Source organism: Fibrobacterota bacterium (assembly GCA_019509785.1).
Taxonomy (GTDB): domain Bacteria; phylum Fibrobacterota; class Fibrobacteria; order UBA11236; family UBA11236; genus Chersky-265.
On record JAEKLQ010000049.1, the window covers coordinates 42,216 to 65,315 of the forward strand.

Consider the following 23,100-nt stretch of genomic DNA (forward strand, 5'->3'; position numbering starts at 1 on the left):
CGGAATTTCACCTCAAGGCTTTGATCCTCCCGCGCGAAAACTCGGGGACCACGCCTCGTTGGTATTTTATGAGGAGGTCTTCGTATCTGGCAAGGGCCGCTTGCCGGCCGCCGGGCAGCTTTTCCTCCAAGAAGGCGGCGCGCGCTTCGGCTTCATAGCCTGCCAGGCGCACCGGGCTCCGCTTCGCTACCGCGTCGAATACGGCTATGGCGCTGTCCGGCTCCATTTGGGACAAAAGGATTTGGGCTTTTTCAAGTTGCGCGAAGGGCCACAGGTCGGAGGCCGGCGGAACGTGGTCCAGATTGGCCTTACGCTCGGCGGCAGGGCGGGGCGCCTCGGGCAGCCCGTGGAAGAACGGGCCGCGGGCCGCGGCGGCGGTATCCTGAAGCAGGAAGAAGCGATAGTCCAAGGCCCGTTGCGCTTCTTCGCTGCCGGTGTAGGCGGAAGCCAGCACCAAGAGGGAATCCGCCGCGTTGAAGCGTCCTTGATCGAGGGCCAGGCAAGCCTGCCAGAAAAGGATGGGTCCCGTGCCTTCCTGCCTCTTGGGATCGCGCTTGAGCGCCTCCAGGGTGCGTGCGGCGTCTTGCGGGCGGCCCAGCGCCATCTGGGCCTGGGCGGTCAGCAGCCGGGCGCGGAAGCCCCAGGGCGAAGGCGACTTGGCCGCCCGGCCCTGGGACAATTCCAGGGCCTCCTGCGGGCGCGCGAGCTTGAGCAAGGCGGCGGCCACGAAATAGGCTTCTTCCCCGTTGTACTCCGCCGAGGGTAGCTTGCCGGTTACGTCGGCTCCGCCCGCCTCGGACAATAAGCCCGCCCAATCCTGCATTTGGAAACGGATGCGCAAAGCCGCGCTGCGGGCTTGCGCGCGCCATGGCGGAGGCAGCTTACGCCAATCCATCGCCGCCAGGATGGCCGCGGCATAATCGAAATAGCCCAGCGACTGAAAGCGATTGACGCGATCGAGGACGGCTCCGGGCCCGGGATCCCGCAAAGCGCGCCAAGCCTGGAAGGACCGGAAAGCGGCCGCGTAGGCGTGCTCTGACCAGGCCAGGTTTTCCAGGATCTCAGCGGTGCGGGGCACGCGATGCCGGTAGGCTACGGACAAGGAATCCAGCCATGCTTGCGGGGAAACTTCCGTGCCCGGGGTGCGAAAGGCGTTATCCAGCTGGTACTGGGCCAGGCCGGCTTGCACCGTATCGATCTCCACCTGCCGCAGCAGGCTCATGGCCGCGTGGAAGGGATCGGGAACGGATAGATAGAGCGAGAAGAGCTCGCGCCAGGCTTCCGATTCGAACGGGCCTGAAGTCAGGCCGTCCGCGACCAGGCAGGCTTCGGCCAACCAGGCGACGTCCAAGGTGCGCGAAGAATCGCGGCGGGAGCGCATGCGCGCGAGCCACCCCGGGAGCCAGCCCTCGCCGGACGGAAGTTTGGCGCGCAGGAGTTTATCCGCGGGGCTGGGGGAACGATCGGCTAGGAATCGCTCGAAGGGCATGCGCAGGCCGGTGGCGGAAGTGTCGGAACGGCGAAGGCAAGCGGCGGCGTCCAGGAACGCAGGCGGATCGGGAATGCCTATAGGGAGCGCGGCCAGCATCTCGCGGCAGGCCGCCGGAAGGACCGCAGCCGGCGTGCCCGCGGAGGCCCCCGGTTCGGATGCGCGCGGGAGGGAAAAGCAGATCAAGGCCAAGAGCGCGGCCGGGATCGGCCGCGAGCGACGCACTCAGTTCCCCCGGATGAAAACGGGGTGGAGGGTATCCGCACGGTTGCCGTTGGAACCCACTACAGTCATGTTGTAAGTGGTTTTTTGGACCAGGCCGGGGATGGTTGCTTTCCAGGTATCGTTGGTAATAACCGCGGACACCGGGGTGCCCGAGGGAGTAATGGAGACCACGGCCACCGAAGTGGCATTTCTCTGGATGCCGGTCAGGACCAAGGTGTCCGTCGTGAAGGTCCCCGGCAACGCGTCGAGACTGATGGAAACCGCGCAGGCGGGATCGCAATCGGTATCGGCGCAATCGATCAGGCCGTCCCCGTCGTTGTCGATCTTGTCGGTGCAGATCTCCGGGACATAGTTCGTAAAGGTCGTATCCTGCACGCATTTCGATGCGGTGAAAACGAGTATGACCGCGCCCGCGGCCGCCAGGCCTGCGGCGGCGCGGAGGCCGGATACGGAAAGAACCTTCATGGGACTCCTGGGTAGCGTGGCGGATGACGGACAAGGAAAATAGCTACTTCCAGCGGTACAGCCCAAGGTGCCCGAGGATCACCGCAACCAGGATGATGGGAACATGCAGGATTTCGCACCAAAGGAGATTGCGCAGGATGCCCGCATGCCCGAGGCGGCGCGAGGTCACGGATAGGAATACGGCGTTGAACGCGATCTTTACCGCCGCGGGTACGAGGAACAGCCAGGCCGGCACCAAACCGGCCAAGACCAGGACGGGGCCGAGGGCCAGCCACCAATAAAAGGCGTAGATGCAGCAGAGCAAGGCCACGAAGCCCTTCTCATCGTAATGGGCGCCATTGCTGGCCCAGCGCGCGCGTTGGATGAGCATCGCCTTCCAAGTCGGGGCGGGGGAAGTGGAGACGCAGGCCTCCGGATCGGAATTGTACGCGACCTTGCACCCGGGCACCTTCTGCATCTTGCGCACCAGCAGATCGTCGTCCCCGGAAACCGTATCTTCCAGGCCCTGGAAGCCGCCTACGCCTTCGTAGAGCGCGCGGCGGTAGGCCAGGGACGGCGCGCTGGCGATCATGGGCCGACCCAGGGCGAAGGTGGCGGCTTCGATGCTGACCAGGCCGAACACCTCGTGCTCCTGATATCTGGACAGCAGGCTGCCGTCACCGCGGATGCGTTTAGGGCCTTGCACGATCCCGATGCCCGGCGAGAAACGCGCGGCCATGCTCGAGAGCCAGCCCGGGCGCGCCAGGCAATCGGCGTCCGTGGTCATCAGGATCTCTCCCTTGGCGGCCGCGAAGCCGGCGGCCAAGGCGCGTTTCTTGGGGCTGGGCACGGAAGGGGAACCGACGGGGATTTCGGCCGCGGTGAAGCGCGGATCGAGCGCGCAGAATTCCCGCAAGATGGTTCCGGTAGCGTCCCCGGAGCGATCGTCCACGCAGATGACTTCCCATTCGCCCGCGTAATCCTGGGCCGCCAGCGCTCGTAAGGTGGCTTCGGCATTGGCCTCTTCGTTGCGCATGGGGACGACCACGGAGACACTCGGCAATCTCTCGTCCCCATCCCCATCGGGTGATCGATCCCCATCGCCGGATCGCGAACGCGAGAGCGGGCGGGTGGCCGTCGCGAGAGGCAGGGGACGACTGGACTTCGCAAGGGCAGGGCTCTCCAGGCGTAAGGCGCCGACGGTGAAGAAGAGCAGCAAGGCGGAGTAAACGGCGGTGAGGATCAAGACCCCGGCGATGACAATTAGTACCAAAATATCGTCCCGGGCATGGTCGGAAAAATAATCATCATCCGCGGGAAGGGGAACTATCTTTCCGCCATGCATACGCGTCGCGCAAAAATCCTCGCTACAATGGGCCCCGCCCTCGAAGATCCCGCCGTGCTGGCGCGGGCCATCGAAGCCGGGGCCAACGCCTTCCGCATCAACTTCTCCCACGGGGATCAGGGGCAACACGCCCGTTACCTGGCTTCCATCCGCGCGGCGGCGAAACGGCTAAAGGCCCCCGTCGGGGTGCTCGCGGATCTGATGGGCCCCAAGGTGCGGGTGGACGCGCGGGAATACGATCTGGAAAACGGCGCCTTGGTGGGCCTGGTCGCGCGGCCCGGGGACCCCGGGGCGGGGGAGATCGGGATCAGCTATCCGGGCCTATGCGATTTGATCGGCCCCGGCCAGCGCATCCTGTTGGACGACGGCAAGCTGGAGATACGGGCCGAAGGCAAGGCGCGGCGCTCCAAAGGCAAGGGCCCCAAGGTCATGTGCCGCGTCATCCGCGGGGGAATCCTGCGGCCCAACAAATCCTTGAACGTACCCGGTGTCAACCTCCGCTTGCCGATCCTGAGCAAGAAGGATAAGGATGATCTGGCGTTCATCATCAAGGCCGGTTTCGACTGGGTGGCGGCCTCCTTCATCGGGCACGGGGACGACATCCGCGCCATCAAGCGATTCATGGCGGGTCTCGGCGCTTCCATTCCGCTGGTGGCGAAGGTGGAAAGCGCCCAAGCGGTAGACAACCTGGAAGGCATCGTGGACGCGGCCGAGGGCGTTATGGTGGCCCGTGGCGATCTGGGCGTGGAATTGGATTTGGAATTGATCCCCGCGGTACAACGCGAAGTCATCAAGATCGCCCGGGAAAAAGGCAAGCTGACCATAGTGGCGACGCAAATGCTGGAGTCCATGATGACTTCGGCCCGCCCTTCCCGCGCCGAGGTCACCGACGTTTCCACCGCGGCGCTGGCGCGCGTCGACGCCCTGATGCTTTCAGGCGAAACCGCGGCGGGCAAATATCCCGTGGAGACGATAGAGATGATGGACCGCATCATCACCACTACCGAACGCGGAATGGTCAAGGACTTCGTGGATATCCGGCATTCCGATCCCATCGCGCTGGTGTGCGAGGCGGGATTGTACCTGAGCGCCAACAGCAAGGCGAAGGCGCTGGTGGCATTGAGCACCCACGGCACCACGCCGCGCATCCTCTCCACCTACCGCGGAAACATCCCCGTGGTCGTGGCCTGCGAGCGGCCGGAGATCTACCATCGCAGCACCTTGTATTACTCGGTCTATCCCCGCATGATCAAGGCCGTGCGGAATCCCGAGCTGGTCTTCCGCAAGTTGGAAGCCGATCTTCTCCGGGAAGGATTGGTGGAGAAGGGGGACGTCCTCGTCTTCACCTTCGGGCATCCCGTCCACACCCGCCACGGAACCAATAGCATCCGTCGCTGGGTGGTGGCGGAACCCAGCCGGATCCGGAACGAGAAGCCGCGGGGAAGATAAAGCCCCTTCGCGCCCGCTGGCTTACCCGGCGGGGCTAATGCTTGTGGATAGGGGCGTATGCCCTTAACGCGTCGACCTGGACGAATCGATCCTCTTCCGGGCACCACCCGGTGAGCTTCCCCCCGTAAACGCAACCGGTATCCAAGCCTTTGAAACCCGGCAGATCGACCAAGCCCCTTTGGGCCCAATGGCCGAACACGACCACGCGACCGGGCTCCACGCAGGCGAACCAAGGCGGATCGCCCGGGCGATTGAGGTTATCGCCGCGGCCGTCCCAGGTGCGGATGTTGGTCAGGATGCGCGTATCGGTAGCGGCCGGATCGGGGTTCCCCGGCTGTAGCCCGGCATGCACCAGCAGGATGTCCCCCAGGTCCAGCCAATAGGGCCAGGATCCGATCCAGGCGGCCCATCTGTCCCGGTCCGGCCCCAACGCGTCCACGTAATCCTGATGTTTCGGCCGCGATCCGGCTGCCATCGCGCGCGCGGCTTCCAGCAAGGCGACATCGTGGTTACCGAGTACGACGGCGGCTTTGAGCTCATGCAGGCGGGCCAAGGCGCCCGGCACATCGGGACCTTTGCCGACGATGTCCCCCACCGCGAAGAGTCGGTCGATGCCGGGGCGGAACGCGAAGCGGGAAAGGAGGGCGTCCAGCTCGGCCCGGCATCCGTGCAGATCGCCGACGAACAGGCGACGAGACGGGTCATTCATGCCCCGAATATACATCCTGGATCCGGCGCTGGGATTTGTACCTTCTCGGCCGGAAGCCATGGCCGAAGACAAAGACCTCATCCACATCCTCAAGCTCCTCGACGACGACAGCCCGAAGGTGCGGCATAGCGTATGGGAACGGCTCGAGGCCAACCTCCCCGCCTGGGAAAACCACATCCGCGCGCGCCTGCCGCAATTGGCGGACGCTCCCCGCCGGCGCCTGGAGGATCTGCTTTCGGGCCGCGCCCGCCGCGGCTTCCGCCGCGCCTGGATGCGTTGGCGCGATCTCAACGGGGACGCGGAAAAGCTCGAAGGCGCTTTGGCCGGCCTCTCCTGGTATCTGGCGGAGGATCGCGCCGGGCGTAAACGCGGCGGCGATGGCGACGCGCCCGTGAACCATGAAAGGCGTGCGCCCATGCGCTCGGACGCGGGGCAACTTCCGCGGCACCCCGCCTTGGCGCCGTTATTGGACGGCTTGACCGCCGCTTACCGCGCCGTGGCGGCCGTGCCTTCGGCCAGCGGCCTCGCGGCATTCCTCTTCGCCGGCCAAGGTTTCAAGGGCGCCGAAGGCGATTACTACGATCCGGAGCACAGCGATCTGGTCCTGGTCATCGAACGCCGTCGCGGCATCCCCATCAGCCTGGCCTGCGTTTTCATCCTGGTAGGCCATCGCCTCGGCCTTTCCATCCACGGCTGCGACGTGCCGGAGCATTTCCTGACCCGCGCGTCCGAAGGGGGCCGCGATATCATCATCGATTGCTTCGACGGCGGGAAGATCCTCGACCCGGAAAGCCTCGCCCAACTTGAGCTCAAATACGCTCCGGCCTTCGCGCGCTTGCTTAGGACCCCGGCGGAACCGGATGCCATCGTCGCGCGCGTCCTGCGGAACCTGATCAACGCCTATCACTTGGCGGGCGATCGGCAGGCCAGCCAATTCATGTTCTCCTTGGCCGAGGATCTGCGTGGGGGGCGCCCGGCGGCCGGGGCCGTGGCGGATATCGTCAGCGAGGCCCAAGACGAAGCGGGGCCGGAACGGCCCTTCGGCGAAGGCACGGACAAGGAAGAAGACGAAGGCTCCGACGGATCGAATCCCGATCTGGAGTAGACCGCGCCTAGCGTAGCGGTCCGCAACTTCGTGGCAGCCCCGCTTCGCGGGCGCGCCGGAAATCACCAATACTCTTCGATATGCAGGCTGCCCGGCGCTTGGGTGGAATAGGCCGAATAGCCCAGCGGTTCCAGGATGCCCTGCACTTCATGGATCATCGCTGGATTGCCGCATAGGAACACCGACGTCCGGGCCGGATCCAATTCCACCTCCAGCTTGTCGCGAAGGAGATTGGAATGGAACCACTGGGTGATGCGGCCGGATTCGCCCGTCCACCAGGGATCTTCCTTGGTGCGGGTGATGGAAGGAACGTAGACCACGCGCGGCAGGTAACGGGCTTGCATGCTCAGCTCTTCGAGATAACCGAGTTCCCAACTCTTGGGAGCGCCGTGCAGGATGACGAAGCGGAAGGGGAAAGGCCGCAGGGCGTGGGCCCGCATCATGGAAACGTACGGAGCCAGGCCCGTGCCTGTAGCGGCGAGCACCACCGTGGTATGCTCCTTGGGGACGGTATCCAGGGTAAAAAACCCGCGGATCTTATCGCCGACCATGATCCGATCGCCTGGCTTCAAGTTGACCAGCCGCGGAGTGAGCGATCCGTTGGCGACCACCGAGATGTAGAACTCCAGGAGGCCGGGCTCATGCCCGGCGGATGCGATGGAATAGGCCCGCAGGACCATGCGATCGGCTTTGCTTTCCTTGAACTCCGGTTCGCTGCCTTCGCGGCGCGGGACGTTCGAGCTAAGCCCTAGAAGGACGTACTGCCCCGAGATGAACTCGGCGGGGGCCTTGTCGGGCTTAACCTTGATGATGAAAAGGTCCGGGGTCAGCGCCATGCGCGCCACCACTACGGCATTGTACTTTTCGGCGACGGCATCCATGGCTACTAGCCCTAAATGTAGCATGGCGAACTGTTCAGGCAGGCACGATTCGTGTAACTTTTACGGAATAACCCCGTCCCGATCCGCCCTTGTCCACCTACGTCATCAACAACCGCATCCCACGATTCCCGATCCGGAACGCGTACCCGGATCTCCCATCCTTGCAGAAGCGCCTCGAGGATGCTTTCCAAGTGTGGCTTAAGGAACGGTTCATCTCCAACCTGGCCCGCCGCAAGGTCTGTTCGCAGGTATACGACTTCGCGGTCTGGATGGGGGATGCGCACCGGACCATGGAAGATTCCCGGCCCGGGGATTTCGCCGCCTGGTGCGCGGACGCCGGCGCGGCCCCGCTATCGGAATGGGGCGACTTCTTGCGTTACGCGCGGTTACGGGTGCCGGAAATCGCCTGGGCCGACGCGGAGGCCAAGGAAGCCGGCGCCTAGCCGGCCTCGCCGCGGTCGCCTATCCGGCCTCGGCAACGGAGGATTCGGGCACGTCCCGCTTCAAGGTCTGGATCTCCTCATCCATCTCGGCCAGCCGCTTGTAGAAGCCTCGGCTCGCTTCCTTGTACTCTTCCAGCTCTTTCTCCAAGAATGCGAGTTTGAATTCGATTTCCTCCAGGCGCGAGGCGTTCGGATCGGGCGGCGTTGGCTTCATGTCGGGCTCCTTGGGGAAAAGGGTAAGTCCGTGATCCTTGAAATAACCGCTTCTCGGACCCAGGCCAAGGTTTTTCCCGGGGGACACGGGAACCCGGGGATGCCGGTCCCGCCCAGGCTGTGCGGTCCGGGCCTGTCCTCCCCGGCCGGGCATGACTAAATTGCTGCGCCGGAGGGCCCGGAAACATGGTGAAGACGTACGCGGAAAGGGTCGCGGATCGGGTGCGCGAAGCGGGAAATCCCGTATGCGTCGGTTTGGATCCGGTGGCCAAGAAAATCCCCGGGGATGGCCCCCTGGAGGAGCGCATCAAACGCTTCTATTCCAATCTACTGGATGCGATGCTGGCCCGGGATCTCCTGCCCGCGGCGGTGAAACCCAATATGGCCTACTACGAAGGCGTGAGCCTGGCTTGCCTGCGGGTGCTCCAGGATTTGATCCGGGCCTTCCGCGACGCCGGAGCGCTGGTCATCCTGGACGCGAAGCGCGGGGACATCGCCAGCACTTCCGGCGCCTATGCCCGCTCGGCGTTCAAGGTTTTCGGCGCGGACGCGGTCACCGCCGCCCCGTACATGGGTATCGATACCATCAAGCCCTTCCAGGAGGAATCCCAAGGACAAGGCATCTACGTTCTCGTTCGCACCTCCAATCCCAGCGCCAAGGATTTCCAGGAGCTGAAGGTCGGGCCAGAAGGGGAGCCGCTCTACCGCGCCGTGGCCGCCAAGCTGGCGGACTGGAACGACGGCAACCTGGGAGCGGTGGTAGGCGCGACCGCGCCCCGGGAGTTACGGGAATTGTTGTCCTATTGGAAAGGACGCGGCCGGGAAGTGCCGGTGCTGATACCCGGCATCGCCGTCGCAGGCGTGACCGGCGGCCAGACCGGCAGCGTAGCCGAAGTGTACCAGGCCATCCGCGATGCCGAAAGCGATCCCGCCTTGCATCTCATCAACAGTTCATCGGGAATCAACTATGCCTACGAGAAGTTCCCGGCCCTGAAGCCGGCGGAAGCTTCGATGCAGGCCCTGGAAGATCTTTGCGAGGAGATCGCCCGGGCAGGTTAGGCGGCCCCAATCGATTGGCGCCCCGGGATCGTACGGGACTTAAGCCGCGGCTTTATCCGGGAACAACCCCAGGATTTCCTTCGGGGGCCGGATGGCGCGTCCTTCCGGATGCATGAAGGCGTGCTCGGTGTGGCCGCGCGCGATCAGGACATCTTCCCTCAGCACCTCATACTCGAAGCGGATGCGGGCCGCCCCGCTGCGCCAACGCAAGGTACGGATGCGCAGGTTGTCCCCGTAGCGCCCGGCCTTCACGTATTCGCAATGCGCTTCCAAAACCGGGATCAGCACCCCGCGCTTTTCCATCTCCCAATACGGATGCCCGAGTTCCGCCAGCGCGGACGTGCGCGCCACTTCGAAATACACCAGATAGTTGGCGTAGTACACGAACTTCATGGCGTCCGTCTCGGAATACCGGACCTGGACGCGGATTTCGCTCAGGTTGGATTCCGATCCGTTCACGCCGTCGCCGCCGCGACCTGGACCGGGCTTGGCGCTTCCCGCCGGCGCAGGCGCGCCGTCACCGTGAGGATCCAGGAGACCGCGATCAAGGCGGAGCAGCCGCTGGCGATGAGCGGTGCGTAATGCAGGCCATACTCGCCGTAGTGGCTGCGGGCCAGCAGCCAACCCAAAGGAGCGGCCAGGCCCAACAGGCGCAAGGTGTTGAGGAAGAGGAACGGGAGTCCGCGGCCGAGGCCTTGGAATGCGCCGCTGGACACGATGCTCATGCCGGCGAAGGCGTAGCCCAAGGTCGTGATGCCCAGGAAATGGTAGGCCGATGGATAGGCCGCCGGATCCGGATGGAACTTGGCGATCAGCGGACCGCGGCAGAAGTGGACGATCAGGCCGATGGTCGCCAGGCTGAAGAATGCCAAAGTCAGCCCTTGCCGCACCGTCTGGGCGACGCGCTCGTACTTGCCCGCGCCGAAATTCTGCCCCACCAAGGAGAGCACGGCCACCATGATGGAAAGCGACGGGAACACGGCGAAGGTTTCCAGGCGCGCGCCGATGCCGATGGCGGATACCGCCGCCGGGCCGAAGTCCGATGCCAACTTGGTCATGATGAAGACGTTGATGCCGATCAGGGATTGCGAAAGGATGGAGGGCAAGCCGACCTTGAAGGATTCGTAGAGCCCGCCGCGATCGGACCAATCGGGCCATAGGCGCAGCCGCAGCACGGTGGCTTTCCGCAAGAATATGGAGATCACCACGATCAGCGAGAGGCCGTTGCTGATGGATGCCGCCAGTCCCGCGCCGGTTACCCCTAGCCCCAGGCCGTGCCATGCGATCCCGGCGAAATGGAATTCGCGGAAGATCAGGAAGGGGGCGAAGCCGATATTGAGCAAGGTGCCGAGCATCATGCCCGACATCAAGGTGCGCGTGTTGCCTTCGGCGCGCAGGCCCGATCCCCACAGCAGCAAGAGCACCAGGAACGGAACGCCGAGGAACAAGCTATTCAGGTAATGCCGCGTGAGGATCGCCGCTTCGGGAGATGCCTTTTGCGCCGCAAGATAAAAGGGAATCAGGACGGGGTAGAGGACCAGGAAAAAGACGAAGAGGGCCAGGCCCACCCATACGATCTGCGAAAGGGCGTTCTCGGCTTTGGCGTTTTCCTTCGCGCCCAGGTAGCGGGCCAGCACCGAGCTCGATCCGCTGGTGAGACCGTTGAACACCGCGAAGATGAGGTAGAAGAAGGGGAAGCCATAATTGAGGACAGCCAGGCTCGATTCCATCCCGAGGCGGCTCACGTAAATCCCGTCGATGATATTGAGGAGCATGTGGGATGATGTTCCGATCAGCATCGGAATCGCCATCCGGAGGATATGCGGGAAAATTGCACCCTCGGTCAAATCTTTGGTTTTGCTCAACTTAGGGTGCCTTGGATAAAAGACGGTCTTGTTCTAGCGGCTTGCTCGCATATCGAAGAAGCCCCGACCGCCAAGGGTCCGAAAAAGGAACTGCCCCTCGCCGAGTACAAAGACACCACCATCCTGAGCATGTACGAAGGCGCCCACTTAAGCTGGATCCTCAAGACCAAGTACTTGGTGAAATGGCCCCGAACCGACCTGGTGCGCGCGAAGCCGGTGGACTTGGTGCTCTACGACAGCTTGGGGAAATCCTTGATGCACGTGACCTCCGATTCGGGTTCGGTCGACGAAGCGGTCAGCTTCCTTGCCGCCTCCGGCCACGTACACGGCCATTCCGAGAAGGGCGTGGACATCCAATCCGATTCCCTGCGCTGGAACAAGGCCATCAACCAAATCAGCACCGAGGCCAAAGTACGCGTCGTCTCGGAGGAAGGGGACGTCCTTACCGGGAAAGGCTTCGTCTCCGATGCCAAGTTGGACAATTGGCAGATCCTTTCCGACGTGAAAGGCGTTTTCCAGAAAGTGGAGGAACGTTTCCAAAATGCGGACTCCACTGGGAACCCCCCCGCGGACAGCGCCAAACGAGCCGCTCCGTCGGATACGGCGCATAAAGGCGGACCCGCGACCGGCGCCACTCCGATCGGAACCGGGCTTCCGGCATCCGCCACCGGGACCCCGACGCAAGGGGCATCAACCTCACCGAGTCCGACGCTAGCGCCCGCGCCTTCACCCGCGCCGACTTCCGTCCCGGCCCCGTCTGCGCCCTCGCCCTCGCCTGGAAACGATCATCCGAAGGCTCCCAAATGAAGGCCGGGTTTAAAGGCCTGGGGGCTTTTTGCGTACTGGCCACGGCTCTGGCTTCAGCCCTTCCGACCGCGCCGGAACCGGAACGCAACGCGCCCTTAATCATGGAGAACGCGGATCGCTTCGAGGGGTACCGCAGCCGCGGCGAATACGTGCTGAGCGGGAAGGTCCGTTTCCGGCATGGCGAATTGCGGCTGGAGACCGAACGCGCCGTCTGGCAGAAGGACCGAAACATCGTCCTATGCGAATCGGGGATGCGCATCACGCGCAATGGGGCCTTGCTGACCGCCGAACGCGGGACCTACGACAAGAGCCTGGGGCAGGCCACCGCCCAAGGGAAGGTGTTCATGCGCGACAGTAGCGGCGAAGTTACCGCTACCGGACAGGGCATCGTCTATATGCGCTTCCGGCATCTGGCCACCTTGACGGGCGATCCCGAAGTGCGCCGTTTCTACCCGAAGAAGGACTCGGCGAAGGCCGCCTCGGCCACCCCCGCGAAAGGATCGGCCGTTCCTACGAAGGACGCCGCCAAGCCGGCGTCGGCGGACTCGGAGGGCCCGGATACCTTGTCCATCAAGGGCGATGTCATGACTTACAACGATTCCGCGCGCATGGCCGTCGCCGACGGGCATGTCCGCATCGATCGGGACAAGATGCACATCACCTGCCGCAAGGCCGAATACCATGAGACGGCGGATTCCCTTTTCCTGATCGGCGATCCGCAGGTGATCGTGGACGACAACCAGGTGAAAGGCGAAATCATGCGGCTGGGGATGCACGGCGAAGAGATCAAGAGCTTGCTCGTGAAAGGGAAAGCCCAGGCCCACTCCTTGGAGCCCGCCACCGATTCCAGCGTCGCCCGCCAATCGGACGTGAAGGGCGATAGCCTTTTCCTGGCCTTCAAGGAGAAGGCCATCGACAGCGTGCAGGTTTTCAAGAACGCCAACGGGGCCTATTTCGACGTGGACAAGCCCGATTACGTCAATAAGATGAGCGGCGACTACATGGTGCTGCGCTTCGCGGGCAAGCAGGTGGCCAGCGCCAACGTGCTGGGAGGTACGGCGGGGGCAGCCAAGAGCACCTATTATCATTTCGAGCGGAAGTCGTTGAAAGGAAAGAATGACGCCGAAGGCGACACCATCGATTTCGCCTTCAAGAACGGCCGCGTGGATGAGGTGCTGGTGAAGGGTACCGCCAAGGGAACCTATTTCGGCGAAAAGCAGAAGGCGCAAGGCACGGCATCCGGATCCGCGGATTCGACCGCCTCTCCGGGAGCGAAGCCTAGCGCTCCGCCTCGCGATAGCTTGCGGGCGGTCCCCCGCCTACCGGCGACGGCTCCCGTACACGCGCCCATCCGCCCGACGCCGGGAGGCAACGAGCCGCCCGGCAACGGCGCTCCGAGAAAGGTGAACTGATGCAGATCATGGCCGAGTCCCTGGTCAAGATTTACAACGGCCGTCGCGTAGTGGACGGCGTGAGTTTCCACGTGAACCAGGGCGAGGTGGTGGGATTGCTCGGGCCCAACGGGGCGGGGAAGACCACCTCCTTCTACATGATCGTCGGCATGATCCGCGCCAATGCGGGGAACATCCGCATCGGCGATGCGGACGTTTCGCATATGCCGATGTACAAGCGCGCCCGCCTGGGCGTAGGCTACCTTGCCCAGGAAACATCGGTGTTCCGCAAGCTCACGGTGGAGGAAAACATCCTCGCCATCCTGCAGACCCGGAAATTGTCGCGGGCCCAATGCCGGCAGGAAACCGATCGCCTGATGGAGGAATTCCACATCGCGCATTTGCGGAAGCACCGCGCCAACACCCTTTCGGGCGGCGAACGCCGCCGCCTGGAGATCGCCCGCGCCCTGACCACCAACCCGAAGTTCCTCCTGCTCGACGAGCCTTTCGCCGGCATCGACCCCATCGCCGTCGAGGACATCCAATCGGTTATATTTAACCTCCGGGACAAAGGCATGGGCATCCTTATCACCGACCATAGCGTTCGGGAAACCCTGGCCACCACCAACCGGGCTTACATCATGTTCGAAGGCAAGGTATTGGTGGAAGGCACGGCGGAACACCTCTCGCGCGACGAAGAAGCGCGCCGCATATACCTCGGCAAGTCCTTTTCCCTGGGATGATCGAATGGGTACCTCTAATCGTGTCTTCCTGCCTGCGGCCGGCTGCGCGAGCCGGGGGCTGCGTCATGCTCAGTCGCGATATTCTCCGAATATCGCTCCTTCCCCTTCCTTGCCCGCGGCTCGCTCGCACGGCCTCGGCTATGGAATCCACGATTAGAGGTACCCATACATGAATTTCGGACTCGATCTGAACATGAACGTAGGGCTGGAGCAGAAGCTCTCGCCCCAGATGATCCAATCTCTCAAGCTCTTGCAGATGAATTCCATGGAGCTGGAGCTGGTGGTCAAGCAAGAGCTGGAAACTAATCCCCTGCTGGAGCCGACGGAAGACGACGAGCCGCAGCAGGAGGCGGCGCCCGACGACGAAGTGGCGCAGGCCGAAGAGCGCGTGGCCGAACCGATCGTCGAGGCCCCGAGCCCCGAGACCGCCGAGGAGCGGGAGTCGCAAACCAGCCCCGCGGAGGCGGAGCTCGACAAGGTCATCCCCGAGGATACCAAGGACAAGAACGAAATCGATTGGGAGACCTATCTCGAAGACGGTTTCGATCTGGGCGATAAGCGCACCGAGGAGCTGGAAAGCCCGGATGAACGCTTCGAGAAGGTTCCCGTCTATTCCAAGACCCTGCAGGACCACCTGCTCGGGCAATTGCAGGATCGCACCATCCCGGCCGAGGTGGAGCCCCTGGTGGAATACCTGATCAACAGCTTGGATGAGCGCGGTTACCTCGTGCCCGAAAGCAAGATCGAGCCCGAGCCGGAGGAAGAGGAGGACGATGACATCATCGGTAAGCCGGCCGCCGCGAATCCGGCTTCGCCCGACCCGGTGCGGAAAGCCTCCGAAGCGCGTGCCTTAGCCGCTTCCTTGGACCATGCCTCCGACCCTTCCGACCGGAAAGGAGCGGTGAGGCTTCGTCCCCAGTCGGTTGCGCCCGAGATCGCCGAACCCATCGTCAAGGAGATCCAGGCCATCATCGACGGTTCCCTCGATCTGGATGCCGCCTCCCCCGAGGTACGGGAGGCTCTCCACGTCCTGCAAAGCCTCGATCCCGCCGGCATCGGCGCGCGCAACCTGCGGGAATGCCTTCTGCTCCAGATCTACCGCTATGGAAGGGTGAGCCCGCTGGCCAAGCGCATCGTCGAGGAGGAGTTCGAACTCCTGGAGAAGCTGAAGGTCGCCGCCATCGCCAAGAAGTTCGATCAGCCTCCTGAATTGATCCAGGCCGCCATGAAGGAGATCGGCGGGCTCGAGCCGCATCCCGGCCGCCAGGTGAGCGCGAGCATGGCCAATCCCATCACCCCCGATCTTATCGTCGAGGAAGTGGATGGCGAACTGGTGCTGATGCTGAACGATCGGACGGTTCCCTCGCTCAAGGTTTCGCGCGCCTACGCGGAACTCCTCAAGAAGGGCAGTAAGGCCAGTACGGAAGAGAAAAAATACGTACGCGAGAAGCTCAACTCCGCCACCTGGCTCATCCGCGCCATCGAGCAGCGCAAGTCCACCATGCTTAAGGTGATGCAAGCCATCATCGAGAGCCAGCCGGATTTCTTCAAGGAAGGGCCCACGCATCTGCGTCCGCTCATCTTGCAGGACGTGGCGGATAAGATCGGGATGCACATCTCCACGGTCAGCCGGGTGACGAACGGGAAATACGTCCAGACCAGCCACGGCATTTTCGAGCTGAAGTACTTCTTCACCGCCGGCGTAACCCAAGCCGACGGGCGGGAAATCTCCTCGGTTACCACTAAGGATGAAATCAAAAAGCTCATCGAGTCGGAGGATACCAAACGGCCCCTGAGCGATCAGAAAATCGTCGAGATCCTTAAGGCCAAGGGTTTGGACGTGGCCCGCCGGACCGTGGCCAAATACCGGGACCAATTGGAAATCCTGCCGGCGCGATTGCGCAAGCAATATTGATGGATGCAAAGGCCCTGCCAATCGTATTTCCGTGAATCCGGCGGAATCGGGCGGGGCTTTCCCCCATCGGGCGGGACTTGTTCGGAAATGCCAAGCGATGGCCGAAGTACGGCTTGACAATCCTCGGACCTGGCGCGTAAGATACGTTTATGCGCCCGGCGACCCTTCCCCCGCTTCGATGGACAAGGAGGAGGAAGACCAGGCGCATGCGAGCACCCCACCCATTCCCCATCGGACAACTTGACGCGACCGGGTGCTCACCTGACGGAAAGCCATTTATGTAGATTGAAGGGTGGGTAACCCTCCTCCGTCCACCGGAATGGGGCCCCTTCTTCCAAAGGAGAAAAACATGAAGATCCAGATCACCGCGCGGCACTTCCATGCCTCCCCCCAATTGCATGCCGGATTGAAGGAAAGCCTGGACAAGATCGAGAAATTCAACGACTCCATAACCGGAGCGCATGTTATTTTGGACGCCGAGAAAAGCGGCATACGCCGGGCCGAAATCATCGTGCGCGTCTTGGACAAGACGATCTGCGCCCACGCGGAAGAGGACAACATGTACAAGGCCATCGACGCGATGTTGGAAAAGGTGGAACGACAGTTGAAGAAAGAGAACGAGAAACTCAAGGTCCATAAGTCCGTGCCGGCCTCGACCCTGGCCGGCTGAACACGAGGTCCATGCCAGAAAGCATCGAATTCAACAGACTCGAGATTAACCGCAAGAGATCCCTCCCAGTGAGGGATTTCTATTATCAGTTTCGGGACGAGCTGTCATTAGCCCTTAAGACCCCGGAATCGTCCCTCTGCACCGAGATCATCGAGGCCAATCTGCACCGCCCGGGCCTGGCCCTGGCGGGTTTCACCGGCGTCTACTCCTACCAGCGGGTCCAGATCATCGGGACCACGGAATGGTCTTACCTGGAATCGGTGGGCGCCGAAAAGCGCTGTGAGATCTTCGCGCGCCTGCAGGATTACCGTTCGCCCCTCTGGGTCCTCACGCATAACGCCGGGCTCCACGAGGAGCTCTTGCAGATGTGCCTCAGCCAGAACGTTCCCATCATCACCACTTCGCGCGAGACGTTGGACTTCTGCACCGAGGTGCAGGACATCCTGGAGGATTGGTTCGCCCCTTATTGCTCCGTGCACGCATCCTTGGTCGACGTATACGGCGTGGGCATGCTCTACGTGGGCGAAAGCGGCGTGGGCAAGTCGGAATGCGTGCTCGACCTGGTGGAGCGCGGCCATCGCCTCGTCGCCGACGACATCGTGCACCTGATCCGCAAGGGCCATTCCATCATCGGCAAGGGCAACAAGATCCTCGGCCACCACATGGAAATCCGCGGCATCGGCATCGTGGACGTCGGGAAGCTCTTCGGCATCCGCGCCATTCGCAACACCAAGAAGGTGGAAGTGGTGGTGGAGCTGCAGAAATGGCGGGACGGCGAGAACTACGAGCGGACCGGCCTGGATCCCCTCACCACCGACGTCATCGGCGTGCCGGTGTCCAAGGTCATTATCCCCATCTCGCCGGGGAAGAACATCACCGTGATTTCCGAAGTCATCGCGATGAACATGCTGCTCAAAATGAACGGCATAGACGCGGCGAAACTGTTCAACGAGAAGCTGATCGAGACCATGAAGAACAAATCCCGGCTCAACTCGCTGACGCGGCTAAGCACCGAAGTCTACGAGTAATCGTCCCGTGGGCCGGTTCCGGCCCGGGATGGGGCCGCGGCCGGACTTAGTTATGGCCTCAATAAGCTATATTTGCGATAATTACCGGAAAACGGAGGATTTCCGCCGACGCGCCCCAGCGCCCGGTATTTCGTCATGACGAACCGCAAAAACAACATCGTGGTGGGGCTGTTCGTCATCCTCTCCCTTTTGATCCTCCTCTTCGGCGTCTACTTCCTGAAAGAAGCCACGCCCGGCCAAAAGACCGACACCTATTACGCCATCTTCCCGCAGGTTTCCACCCTGCAGGACGGCGATCCCATCAAGGTCAACGGCGTCAAGATGGGCAAGGTGTCGGGCATCGAATTGAAGGGGAGTAACGTCCGTGTCACCCTCAAGATGAACCGGGGCGTGAAGCTGCCCAAGGATACCGAGGTGCGCATCCAGAACATCGGCCTGATGGGCGAGCGCCAGGTGGGCATCCTCTTGGGCAGGTCGGGCGAAGCATGGGCGCCCGGGTCCGAACTGGAAGGGCGCCTGGATGCCGGCATCGCCGAGGCGGTGGGCGTGGCGGGGGAAGTTTTCGTCGAGTCCGAGACCTTGGTGCATTCCCTGCACAATATCATCGACAGCACGGTGGGGAAGCCCGAGTTCGTGGCCAGCTTCAACAACGTGGTCGGCCAGACCGAGGACCTGAGCAATCGCCTGAACGTCTTCATCCGCGAAATCGATCCCAAGGTCAAGCACAGCCTTTCCAACCTCGAGGACGCCAGCAACCGGGTGCACATCCTGCTCAAGGATCAGGAGATGCCCGTCAAGGCCATCATCCAGAACGGGGAAGAGGTTTCCAGCAAGCTGCGCGACGTGGTCGACAAGGCCGATCACGTCGCCGACGAAATGAACCGCCTCTTGATCAAGGTGAATTCCAGCAACAGCACCTTGGGGGCCATGCTGAACGATTCGGCGTTCTATCTGGAATTGCGGGGAACCCTCAAGAGCGCGGATTCCCTTTTCCAGCGCATCCAGAAAAAGGGCCTGGACGTCAACGTGAACTTATTTTGAGGGGGGATCGTTCCAACCATGCCCCTTTCGAGGTCCTAGCATGATCAGCCTGCACTGGGCCATCCATAACCATCAGCCGGTGGGCAATTTCGGTTTCATTTTCGAGCGCGCATGCGCGCAGGCCTACCAGCCCTTCGCCGAAGTGCTCGCGGCCCATCCCAAGATCCGCATGAGCATGCACTTCTCCGGGATCCTGTTGGATTGGCTGGAGGCCAAGCGCCCCGCCTACCTGGCCTCCCTGCGGACCCTGGTCGAGAAGGGCCAACTGGAGATCCTGGGCGGCGGCTTCTACGAACCCATCTTGCCGGTCATTTCCGATGCCCATAAGGTGGGGCAGTTGCGCAAGCTGTCCAAAACGGTGGAACGCCTGTTCGGCAAGGCCCCGCGGGGCATCTGGCTGGCCGAACGCGTTTGGGAACCTACCTTGGTGAAACCCATCAGCGAGGCGGGCCTGGAGTTCGTGCTGCTGGACGGCAGCCATTTCAAGATGGTGGGGAAGACCGACGCCGACATGGACGGCTACTTCCTTTCCGAGGATCAGGGACATACCCTCAAGCTGTTCCCCATCCACGACGTGGTGCGGGATTACATCCCTTTCCGGCCCGTGGAAGAGGTGATCGATACCCTGTTGCGCTTGGACGATGAGGCCCGGGCCAAGGACGTGCACGACGTGCAAGTGGTGTTCGGGGACGACGGGGAGAAGTTCGGCGATTGGCCCTTCACCCACGATACGGTCTACAAGGATCGCTGGCTGCACCGCTTCTTCGAGAAGGTGGAGTCCATGCCGGACCGTATCCGCGTCGCGCAGATGGCGGAAGGACTGAAGCCCGAGAAGAACTTGGGGTTGGTTTACCTGCCGCCCGCCAGCTACCAGGAGATGATGATCTGGGCCCAGGATGCCCGCGACATCCCTAAGTTCCGCGCGACGCAGCGGCACGTGATCGAGCGCGACGGGGCGGACGCGGCGAAGTTCCTGCGCGGCACATTCTGGCGCAACTTCTTCAACAAATACGCCGAGAGCAACCAGATCCATAAGCAAGCCATCCGCTTGGCGGCATTGCACGATCGCGTGCACGGGTCGCTGCCTGCCGAAGCCGCGGGCAAGGCTTTGGACCATATCTGGCAGGCCCAATGCAATTGCGCCTACTGGCACGGGGTGTTCGGCGGGTTGTATCTGCCGCATCTTCGTTTCGGGCTTTACCGTAATCTCATCCAGGCCCAGGCCGGGCTCGATGCGGCCGTCCTGAAAGGGCAGGAGAAACCGGTCTACGAGGTGGCGGATTGGAATTGCGACGGCAAGCCCGAACATACCTTGAACTCGCCCGAGGCCTACATCAGCTTCACCGCCCAAGGCGAGATCGATCAATTCTGGCTCAAGAAGACCGGGATCAACTTGGTCGACACCCTGACGCGCCGCTACGAAGCCTACCATGATCAGGTGGGCGGCAAGGCCGAGGACGGGACCAAGCTCGAGAATACCTTGGGGGAGAAGGAAGCCGGCTTGCGCGGCTACCTCGTTTACGATCATAAGCTGAGGCGTTCGCTATCGGACGTATACCTGCGGCCCGATACCACGATCGCCGAGTACGCCGCCCAAGGATATCCCCGCAGCCTGGAATTCTCGGCCCGGGAAGTCGTGCTGGAAAACCGGGCGAAGGAGACCGCCCTCCGGTTCTTAGGGCTGGCCCGTTCTTCCGATGGCATCGTGATCTCCGTCGAGAAGGCCGTTTACTTGGCCAAGGGGTCGGCGGATTTACGGGTGGAATGGAAGTTCGCCAATCCGGTGACCAATGCCGGGAAGCCGCCGGTGGCCTTCCATTTCGGCAGCGAAGCCCTGTTTTGCCTGCTGGCCGGCAATGCCCATGATCGCTACGTGGATTGGGGATCCGGAAGGGATATCCTGGCTTCGCGGGGCGAGATGGGAAAAGTCGATAAGGTCGTCGTCGCCGACGAGTGGCTGAAACTGCGCTGCGAGGCGCGTTTTCCCGGGGCCGCGCGAGTTTGGCGGGACGCCATCGAGACCGTGAGCCAGAGCGAAGGCGGCTACGAGCGCGTCTACCAGGGAACGGTCCTCTTGCCTTTGTGGGATATCCGGCTGGCCGCCGGCGACGAGAAGTCGGTATCCGTTTCCATTCATTTCCGGGAAGGAGCCTGATCAGATGGTCAGCAAAGAACTCACCGTGATCAACGATTCCGGCATCCATGCCCGGCCGGCCGCGTTGATCGTGGAGACCGCCACCAAGTTCAGGTGCGCGGTGATTTTCATCAAGGACGGGATGCGCGCCAACGCCAAGAGCATCATGAACATCATGCTTTTGGCCGCCGAACCCGGCGCGCTCATCCGCGTCGAGACGGACGGCCCGGACGAGGGCGAGGCCCTGGCGGCCATCGAGAACCTGTTCATGACCAAATTCAAATACGACTGAGCAGGAGGCGCTAGCGTGGCCGGTCCCAAGCCCAAGCGAGTGCTGTTGCAAGGCGTTCCCGCCTCGCCCGGCTTCGCCATAGGCCCGGCTTACCTGCTCCACCCCGAAGAGCGGGTGGTCAAGAAGCGCATCATCCCCCCGGAAAAGGTGGACCAGGAGGTCGCCCGCTTGAAGCGCGCGCTGGACAAGGCCTATAAGGAAATCCAGGGCATCAAGACCCGCATCAGCGGGGACGTGGGCGAGTACGAGGCCCGCATCTTCGACAGCCACATGATGATGCTGCAGGACAGCGAAATCGTGGACACCGTCATCAAGGACATCCGCGACAACCTGCACAACGCCGAGTACGCCTATAGCGCCCGCGTGAACTCGCTCGCCGAGCGCTTCGAAAGCATGTCCGGAGGCTTCCTCAAGGACCATATGAGCGACCTGCGGGACGTGGCCACCCGCGTCATCGACATCCTCATGCTGAGCGAGAACAGCCAGTCGTACCTGGACGTGCCCGAACCCGTCATCGTCATGAGCCGCAACCTGACGCCTTCGGTGCTGTCGCAGTTCAACCGGAAGAACACCCTGGGGCTGACCATCGAGGTGGGGGGCAAGACCTCGCACGTCGCCATCCTGGCGCGCTCCCTGGAGATCCCGGCGGTCTCGGGGGTTTCCTGGTCGGGCATCGAAATCGAGCCGGGCCAGACGGTGATCGTGGACGGCACGGCCGGCCAGGTCATCATCAACCCATCCTTGCGGGACATCAAGGAATACGAGATCAAGAAGGCGGCCTTCTTCGCCAACGAGCGCGAGCTGTCCACCTTGCGGGATCTCGAGCCGGTGACGACCGACGGGAAGTACATCGAGATTTCGGCCAACATAGAACTGCCCATCGAAGTCGAGAGCGTATTGCAATACGGCGGCGATTCGGTGGGCCTGTACCGCTCCGAATTCCTCTTCCTCACCCGCGAGGATATGCCCAGCGAGGAGGAGCAATACCAGGCCTACAAGTACATGGGGGAGCGGATGTCGCCCAGGGCGGTCACCATCCGCACCATGGATGCCGGCGGGGACAAGCTGGTGCCGGCCCTGCGCATGGCGGGCGAACTCAATCCCTATATGGGCTGGCGTTCCATCCGCGTATGCCTGGACAACCGCGAGATCTTCAAGACCCAGCTGCGGGCCATCCTGAGGGCCACCGCCTTCAGCAATATCCGCGTGATGTTCCCCATGATCTCGAACCTATGGGAAATCCGAGAGTCGAGGAAATTGCTCGACGAGGTGCGCAAGGAGCTGGACCAGGCGGGTATCGCCTACAATCCCCAGCTCGAGGTGGGTTGCATGGTGGAAGTGCCATCGGCGGTGGTGATGGCCGACGAACTGGCCCGCGAGGTGGATTTCTTCAGCATCGGCACCAACGATCTCATCCAGTTCACCCTGGCCGTGGACCGGGCCAATGAACGCATCGCCGAACTTTTCGAGCCCAACAGCCCGGCCGTCTGGCGCCAGATCAAATCCGTGATCGAAACGGCGCGGCGCCACGGGATCCAGGTCTGCGTATGCGGCGAGATGGCGGGCGATCCCCTGGCGGCCATCGTCCTCATCGGTATGGGCCTGGACGAGCTGTCCATGGGGCCGGGCGCGCTCTTGGAAATGAAAAAGCTGGTTCGTTCCATTTCCTTCGAAGAGGCGCGCCTCTGCGCCGAGCACGTGACCCGCCTGACCACCGCCGACGAGATTTCCGCCTTCCTCCGGGAGCGCTATGCCACCAAGCTGGAGGATCTGGGCGTGGGCCGGTTCCCGGCTTCCAAGCGGCCGGCGCCTTTTTAGGTGCCTATCCCGAGGCGAAGGCGGCCGGAACTTT

General features: G+C 62.6%; 22 protein-coding genes. 14 read left to right on the forward strand and 8 right to left on the reverse strand.

Features of this window, described 5'->3' with window-relative positions:
* Positions 1–7: 7 nt before the first annotated feature.
* From JF616_14795 to JF616_14805, 3 genes are read right to left on the reverse strand one after another with little or no spacing between them, the layout of a single operon-like run.
* A complete protein-coding gene (locus JF616_14795; GenBank protein MBW8889019.1) occupies positions 8–1,714 on the reverse strand; it encodes a hypothetical protein in 1,707 nt (568 codons plus the stop codon).
* The gene (locus tag JF616_14800) at positions 1,715–2,179 is read right to left on the reverse strand and encodes a hypothetical protein (GenBank protein MBW8889020.1); all 465 of its coding nucleotides are present in this window, start codon (positions 2,177–2,179) and stop codon (positions 1,715–1,717) included.
* A 43-nt stretch (positions 2,180–2,222) separates the two neighbouring features.
* On the reverse strand, positions 2,223–3,431 hold the full coding sequence (locus tag JF616_14805; protein ID MBW8889021.1) for a glycosyltransferase: 1,209 nt from the start codon (positions 3,429–3,431) through the stop codon (positions 2,223–2,225).
* 99 nt (positions 3,432–3,530) lie between these two features.
* Between JF616_14805 and pyk the strand changes: the two genes are divergently transcribed.
* A complete protein-coding gene (gene pyk / locus JF616_14810) occupies positions 3,531–4,952 on the forward strand; it encodes a pyruvate kinase (protein ID MBW8889022.1) in 1,422 nt (473 codons plus the stop codon).
* 34 nt (positions 4,953–4,986) lie between these two features.
* On the opposite strand, the gene JF616_14815 is transcribed toward pyk, so the two are convergent.
* Positions 4,987–5,661, reverse strand: a complete 675-nt coding sequence (locus tag JF616_14815) for a metallophosphoesterase (protein ID MBW8889023.1) — start codon at positions 5,659–5,661, stop codon at positions 4,987–4,989.
* A 58-nt stretch (positions 5,662–5,719) separates the two neighbouring features.
* Between JF616_14815 and JF616_14820 the strand changes: the two genes are divergently transcribed.
* The gene (locus JF616_14820) at positions 5,720–6,766 is read left to right on the forward strand and encodes a transglutaminase family protein (GenBank protein ID MBW8889024.1); all 1,047 of its coding nucleotides are present in this window, start codon (positions 5,720–5,722) and stop codon (positions 6,764–6,766) included.
* Positions 6,767–6,828: 62 nt separating this feature from the next.
* On the opposite strand, the gene JF616_14825 is transcribed toward JF616_14820, so the two are convergent.
* On the reverse strand, positions 6,829–7,647 hold the full coding sequence (locus JF616_14825; GenBank protein MBW8889025.1) for a ferredoxin--NADP reductase: 819 nt from the start codon (positions 7,645–7,647) through the stop codon (positions 6,829–6,831).
* 89 nt (positions 7,648–7,736) lie between these two features.
* Between JF616_14825 and JF616_14830 the strand changes: the two genes are divergently transcribed.
* Positions 7,737–8,090, forward strand: coding sequence for a hypothetical protein (locus JF616_14830; protein MBW8889026.1), 354 nt, complete (start codon positions 7,737–7,739; stop codon positions 8,088–8,090).
* Between the two features lie 19 nt (positions 8,091–8,109).
* Here the strand turns inward: JF616_14830 and JF616_14835 are convergent, their stop codons facing one another.
* Positions 8,110–8,304: a hypothetical protein gene (locus tag JF616_14835; protein ID MBW8889027.1), complete on the reverse strand. Its 195-nt coding sequence runs from the start codon at positions 8,302–8,304 to the stop codon at positions 8,110–8,112.
* Positions 8,305–8,489: 185 nt separating this feature from the next.
* Between JF616_14835 and pyrF the strand changes: the two genes are divergently transcribed.
* Positions 8,490–9,362, forward strand: a complete 873-nt coding sequence (gene pyrF, locus JF616_14840; protein MBW8889028.1) for an orotidine-5'-phosphate decarboxylase — start codon at positions 8,490–8,492, stop codon at positions 9,360–9,362.
* Positions 9,363–9,401: 39 nt separating this feature from the next.
* Here the strand turns inward: pyrF and JF616_14845 are convergent, their stop codons facing one another.
* Both JF616_14845 and JF616_14850 read right to left on the reverse strand, forming a co-directional pair.
* On the reverse strand, positions 9,402–9,821 hold the full coding sequence (locus JF616_14845; GenBank protein MBW8889029.1) for an acyl-CoA thioesterase: 420 nt from the start codon (positions 9,819–9,821) through the stop codon (positions 9,402–9,404).
* Positions 9,818–11,161, reverse strand: a complete 1,344-nt coding sequence (locus JF616_14850; protein MBW8889030.1) for an MATE family efflux transporter — start codon at positions 11,159–11,161, stop codon at positions 9,818–9,820. Before JF616_14850 ends, JF616_14845 begins: the two co-directional genes overlap by 4 nt.
* A gap of 72 nt (positions 11,162–11,233) precedes the next feature.
* Between JF616_14850 and lptC the strand changes: the two genes are divergently transcribed.
* From lptC to ptsP, 10 genes are all read left to right on the forward strand, one after another.
* Positions 11,234–12,034: an LPS export ABC transporter periplasmic protein LptC gene (lptC, locus tag JF616_14855; GenBank protein MBW8889031.1), complete on the forward strand. Its 801-nt coding sequence runs from the start codon at positions 11,234–11,236 to the stop codon at positions 12,032–12,034.
* Positions 12,031–13,446: a hypothetical protein gene (locus JF616_14860; GenBank protein MBW8889032.1), complete on the forward strand. Its 1,416-nt coding sequence runs from the start codon at positions 12,031–12,033 to the stop codon at positions 13,444–13,446. Before lptC ends, JF616_14860 begins: the two co-directional genes overlap by 4 nt.
* Positions 13,446–14,168 carry an LPS export ABC transporter ATP-binding protein gene (gene lptB / locus JF616_14865; GenBank protein ID MBW8889033.1) on the forward strand — a complete coding sequence of 241 codons (723 nt, stop codon included), beginning with the start codon at positions 13,446–13,448 and terminating at the stop codon, positions 14,166–14,168. The genes JF616_14860 and lptB overlap by 1 nt, the downstream gene beginning before the upstream one ends.
* Before the next feature lie 169 nt (positions 14,169–14,337).
* Positions 14,338–16,083 (forward strand): RNA polymerase factor sigma-54, encoded by a 1,746-nt coding sequence (gene rpoN / locus JF616_14870; GenBank protein ID MBW8889034.1) that lies wholly within the window; start codon positions 14,338–14,340, stop codon positions 16,081–16,083.
* 349 nt (positions 16,084–16,432) lie between these two features.
* Positions 16,433–16,753 (forward strand): ribosome-associated translation inhibitor RaiA, encoded by a 321-nt coding sequence (gene raiA / locus JF616_14875; protein MBW8889035.1) that lies wholly within the window; start codon positions 16,433–16,435, stop codon positions 16,751–16,753.
* Positions 16,754–16,764: 11 nt separating this feature from the next.
* A complete protein-coding gene (gene hprK / locus JF616_14880; GenBank protein ID MBW8889036.1) occupies positions 16,765–17,781 on the forward strand; it encodes an HPr(Ser) kinase/phosphatase in 1,017 nt (338 codons plus the stop codon).
* A 135-nt stretch (positions 17,782–17,916) separates the two neighbouring features.
* The gene (locus JF616_14885; GenBank protein MBW8889037.1) at positions 17,917–18,822 is read left to right on the forward strand and encodes an MCE family protein; all 906 of its coding nucleotides are present in this window, start codon (positions 17,917–17,919) and stop codon (positions 18,820–18,822) included.
* Positions 18,823–18,862: 40 nt separating this feature from the next.
* Positions 18,863–20,977, forward strand: a complete 2,115-nt coding sequence (locus JF616_14890) for a DUF1926 domain-containing protein (protein ID MBW8889038.1) — start codon at positions 18,863–18,865, stop codon at positions 20,975–20,977.
* 4 nt (positions 20,978–20,981) lie between these two features.
* Positions 20,982–21,248, forward strand: coding sequence for an HPr family phosphocarrier protein (locus JF616_14895; GenBank protein MBW8889039.1), 267 nt, complete (start codon positions 20,982–20,984; stop codon positions 21,246–21,248).
* Positions 21,249–21,263: 15 nt separating this feature from the next.
* The gene (gene ptsP / locus JF616_14900) at positions 21,264–23,066 is read left to right on the forward strand and encodes a phosphoenolpyruvate--protein phosphotransferase (GenBank protein ID MBW8889040.1); all 1,803 of its coding nucleotides are present in this window, start codon (positions 21,264–21,266) and stop codon (positions 23,064–23,066) included.
* Positions 23,067–23,100 lie beyond the last annotated feature (34 nt).

What these genes read in the sequence shown, in the direction of transcription:
- JF616_14800 (MBW8889020.1), bottom strand. Translation starts at nt 2,179, where the DNA reads ATGAAGGTTCTTTCCGTATCCGGCCTCCGCGCCGCCGCAGGCCTGGCG.
- pyk (MBW8889022.1), top strand. Translation starts at nt 3,531, where the DNA reads ATGGGCCCCGCCCTCGAAGATCCCGCCGTGCTGGCGCGGGCCATCGAA.
- JF616_14815 (MBW8889023.1), bottom strand. Translation starts at nt 5,661, where the DNA reads ATGAATGACCCGTCTCGTCGCCTGTTCGTCGGCGATCTGCACGGATGC.
- JF616_14820 (MBW8889024.1), top strand. Translation starts at nt 5,720, where the DNA reads ATGGCCGAAGACAAAGACCTCATCCACATCCTCAAGCTCCTCGACGAC.
- JF616_14825 (MBW8889025.1), bottom strand. Translation starts at nt 7,647, where the DNA reads ATGGATGCCGTCGCCGAAAAGTACAATGCCGTAGTGGTGGCGCGCATG.
- JF616_14835 (MBW8889027.1), bottom strand. Translation starts at nt 8,304, where the DNA reads ATGAAGCCAACGCCGCCCGATCCGAACGCCTCGCGCCTGGAGGAAATC.
- pyrF (MBW8889028.1), top strand. Translation starts at nt 8,490, where the DNA reads ATGGTGAAGACGTACGCGGAAAGGGTCGCGGATCGGGTGCGCGAAGCG.
- JF616_14850 (MBW8889030.1), bottom strand. Translation starts at nt 11,161, where the DNA reads ATGCTGATCGGAACATCATCCCACATGCTCCTCAATATCATCGACGGG.
- JF616_14860 (MBW8889032.1), top strand. Translation starts at nt 12,031, where the DNA reads ATGAAGGCCGGGTTTAAAGGCCTGGGGGCTTTTTGCGTACTGGCCACG.
- lptB (MBW8889033.1), top strand. Translation starts at nt 13,446, where the DNA reads ATGCAGATCATGGCCGAGTCCCTGGTCAAGATTTACAACGGCCGTCGC.
- rpoN (MBW8889034.1), top strand. Translation starts at nt 14,338, where the DNA reads ATGAATTTCGGACTCGATCTGAACATGAACGTAGGGCTGGAGCAGAAG.
- raiA (MBW8889035.1), top strand. Translation starts at nt 16,433, where the DNA reads ATGAAGATCCAGATCACCGCGCGGCACTTCCATGCCTCCCCCCAATTG.
- hprK (MBW8889036.1), top strand. Translation starts at nt 16,765, where the DNA reads ATGCCAGAAAGCATCGAATTCAACAGACTCGAGATTAACCGCAAGAGA.
- JF616_14885 (MBW8889037.1), top strand. Translation starts at nt 17,917, where the DNA reads ATGACGAACCGCAAAAACAACATCGTGGTGGGGCTGTTCGTCATCCTC.
- JF616_14890 (MBW8889038.1), top strand. Translation starts at nt 18,863, where the DNA reads ATGATCAGCCTGCACTGGGCCATCCATAACCATCAGCCGGTGGGCAAT.
- JF616_14895 (MBW8889039.1), top strand. Translation starts at nt 20,982, where the DNA reads ATGGTCAGCAAAGAACTCACCGTGATCAACGATTCCGGCATCCATGCC.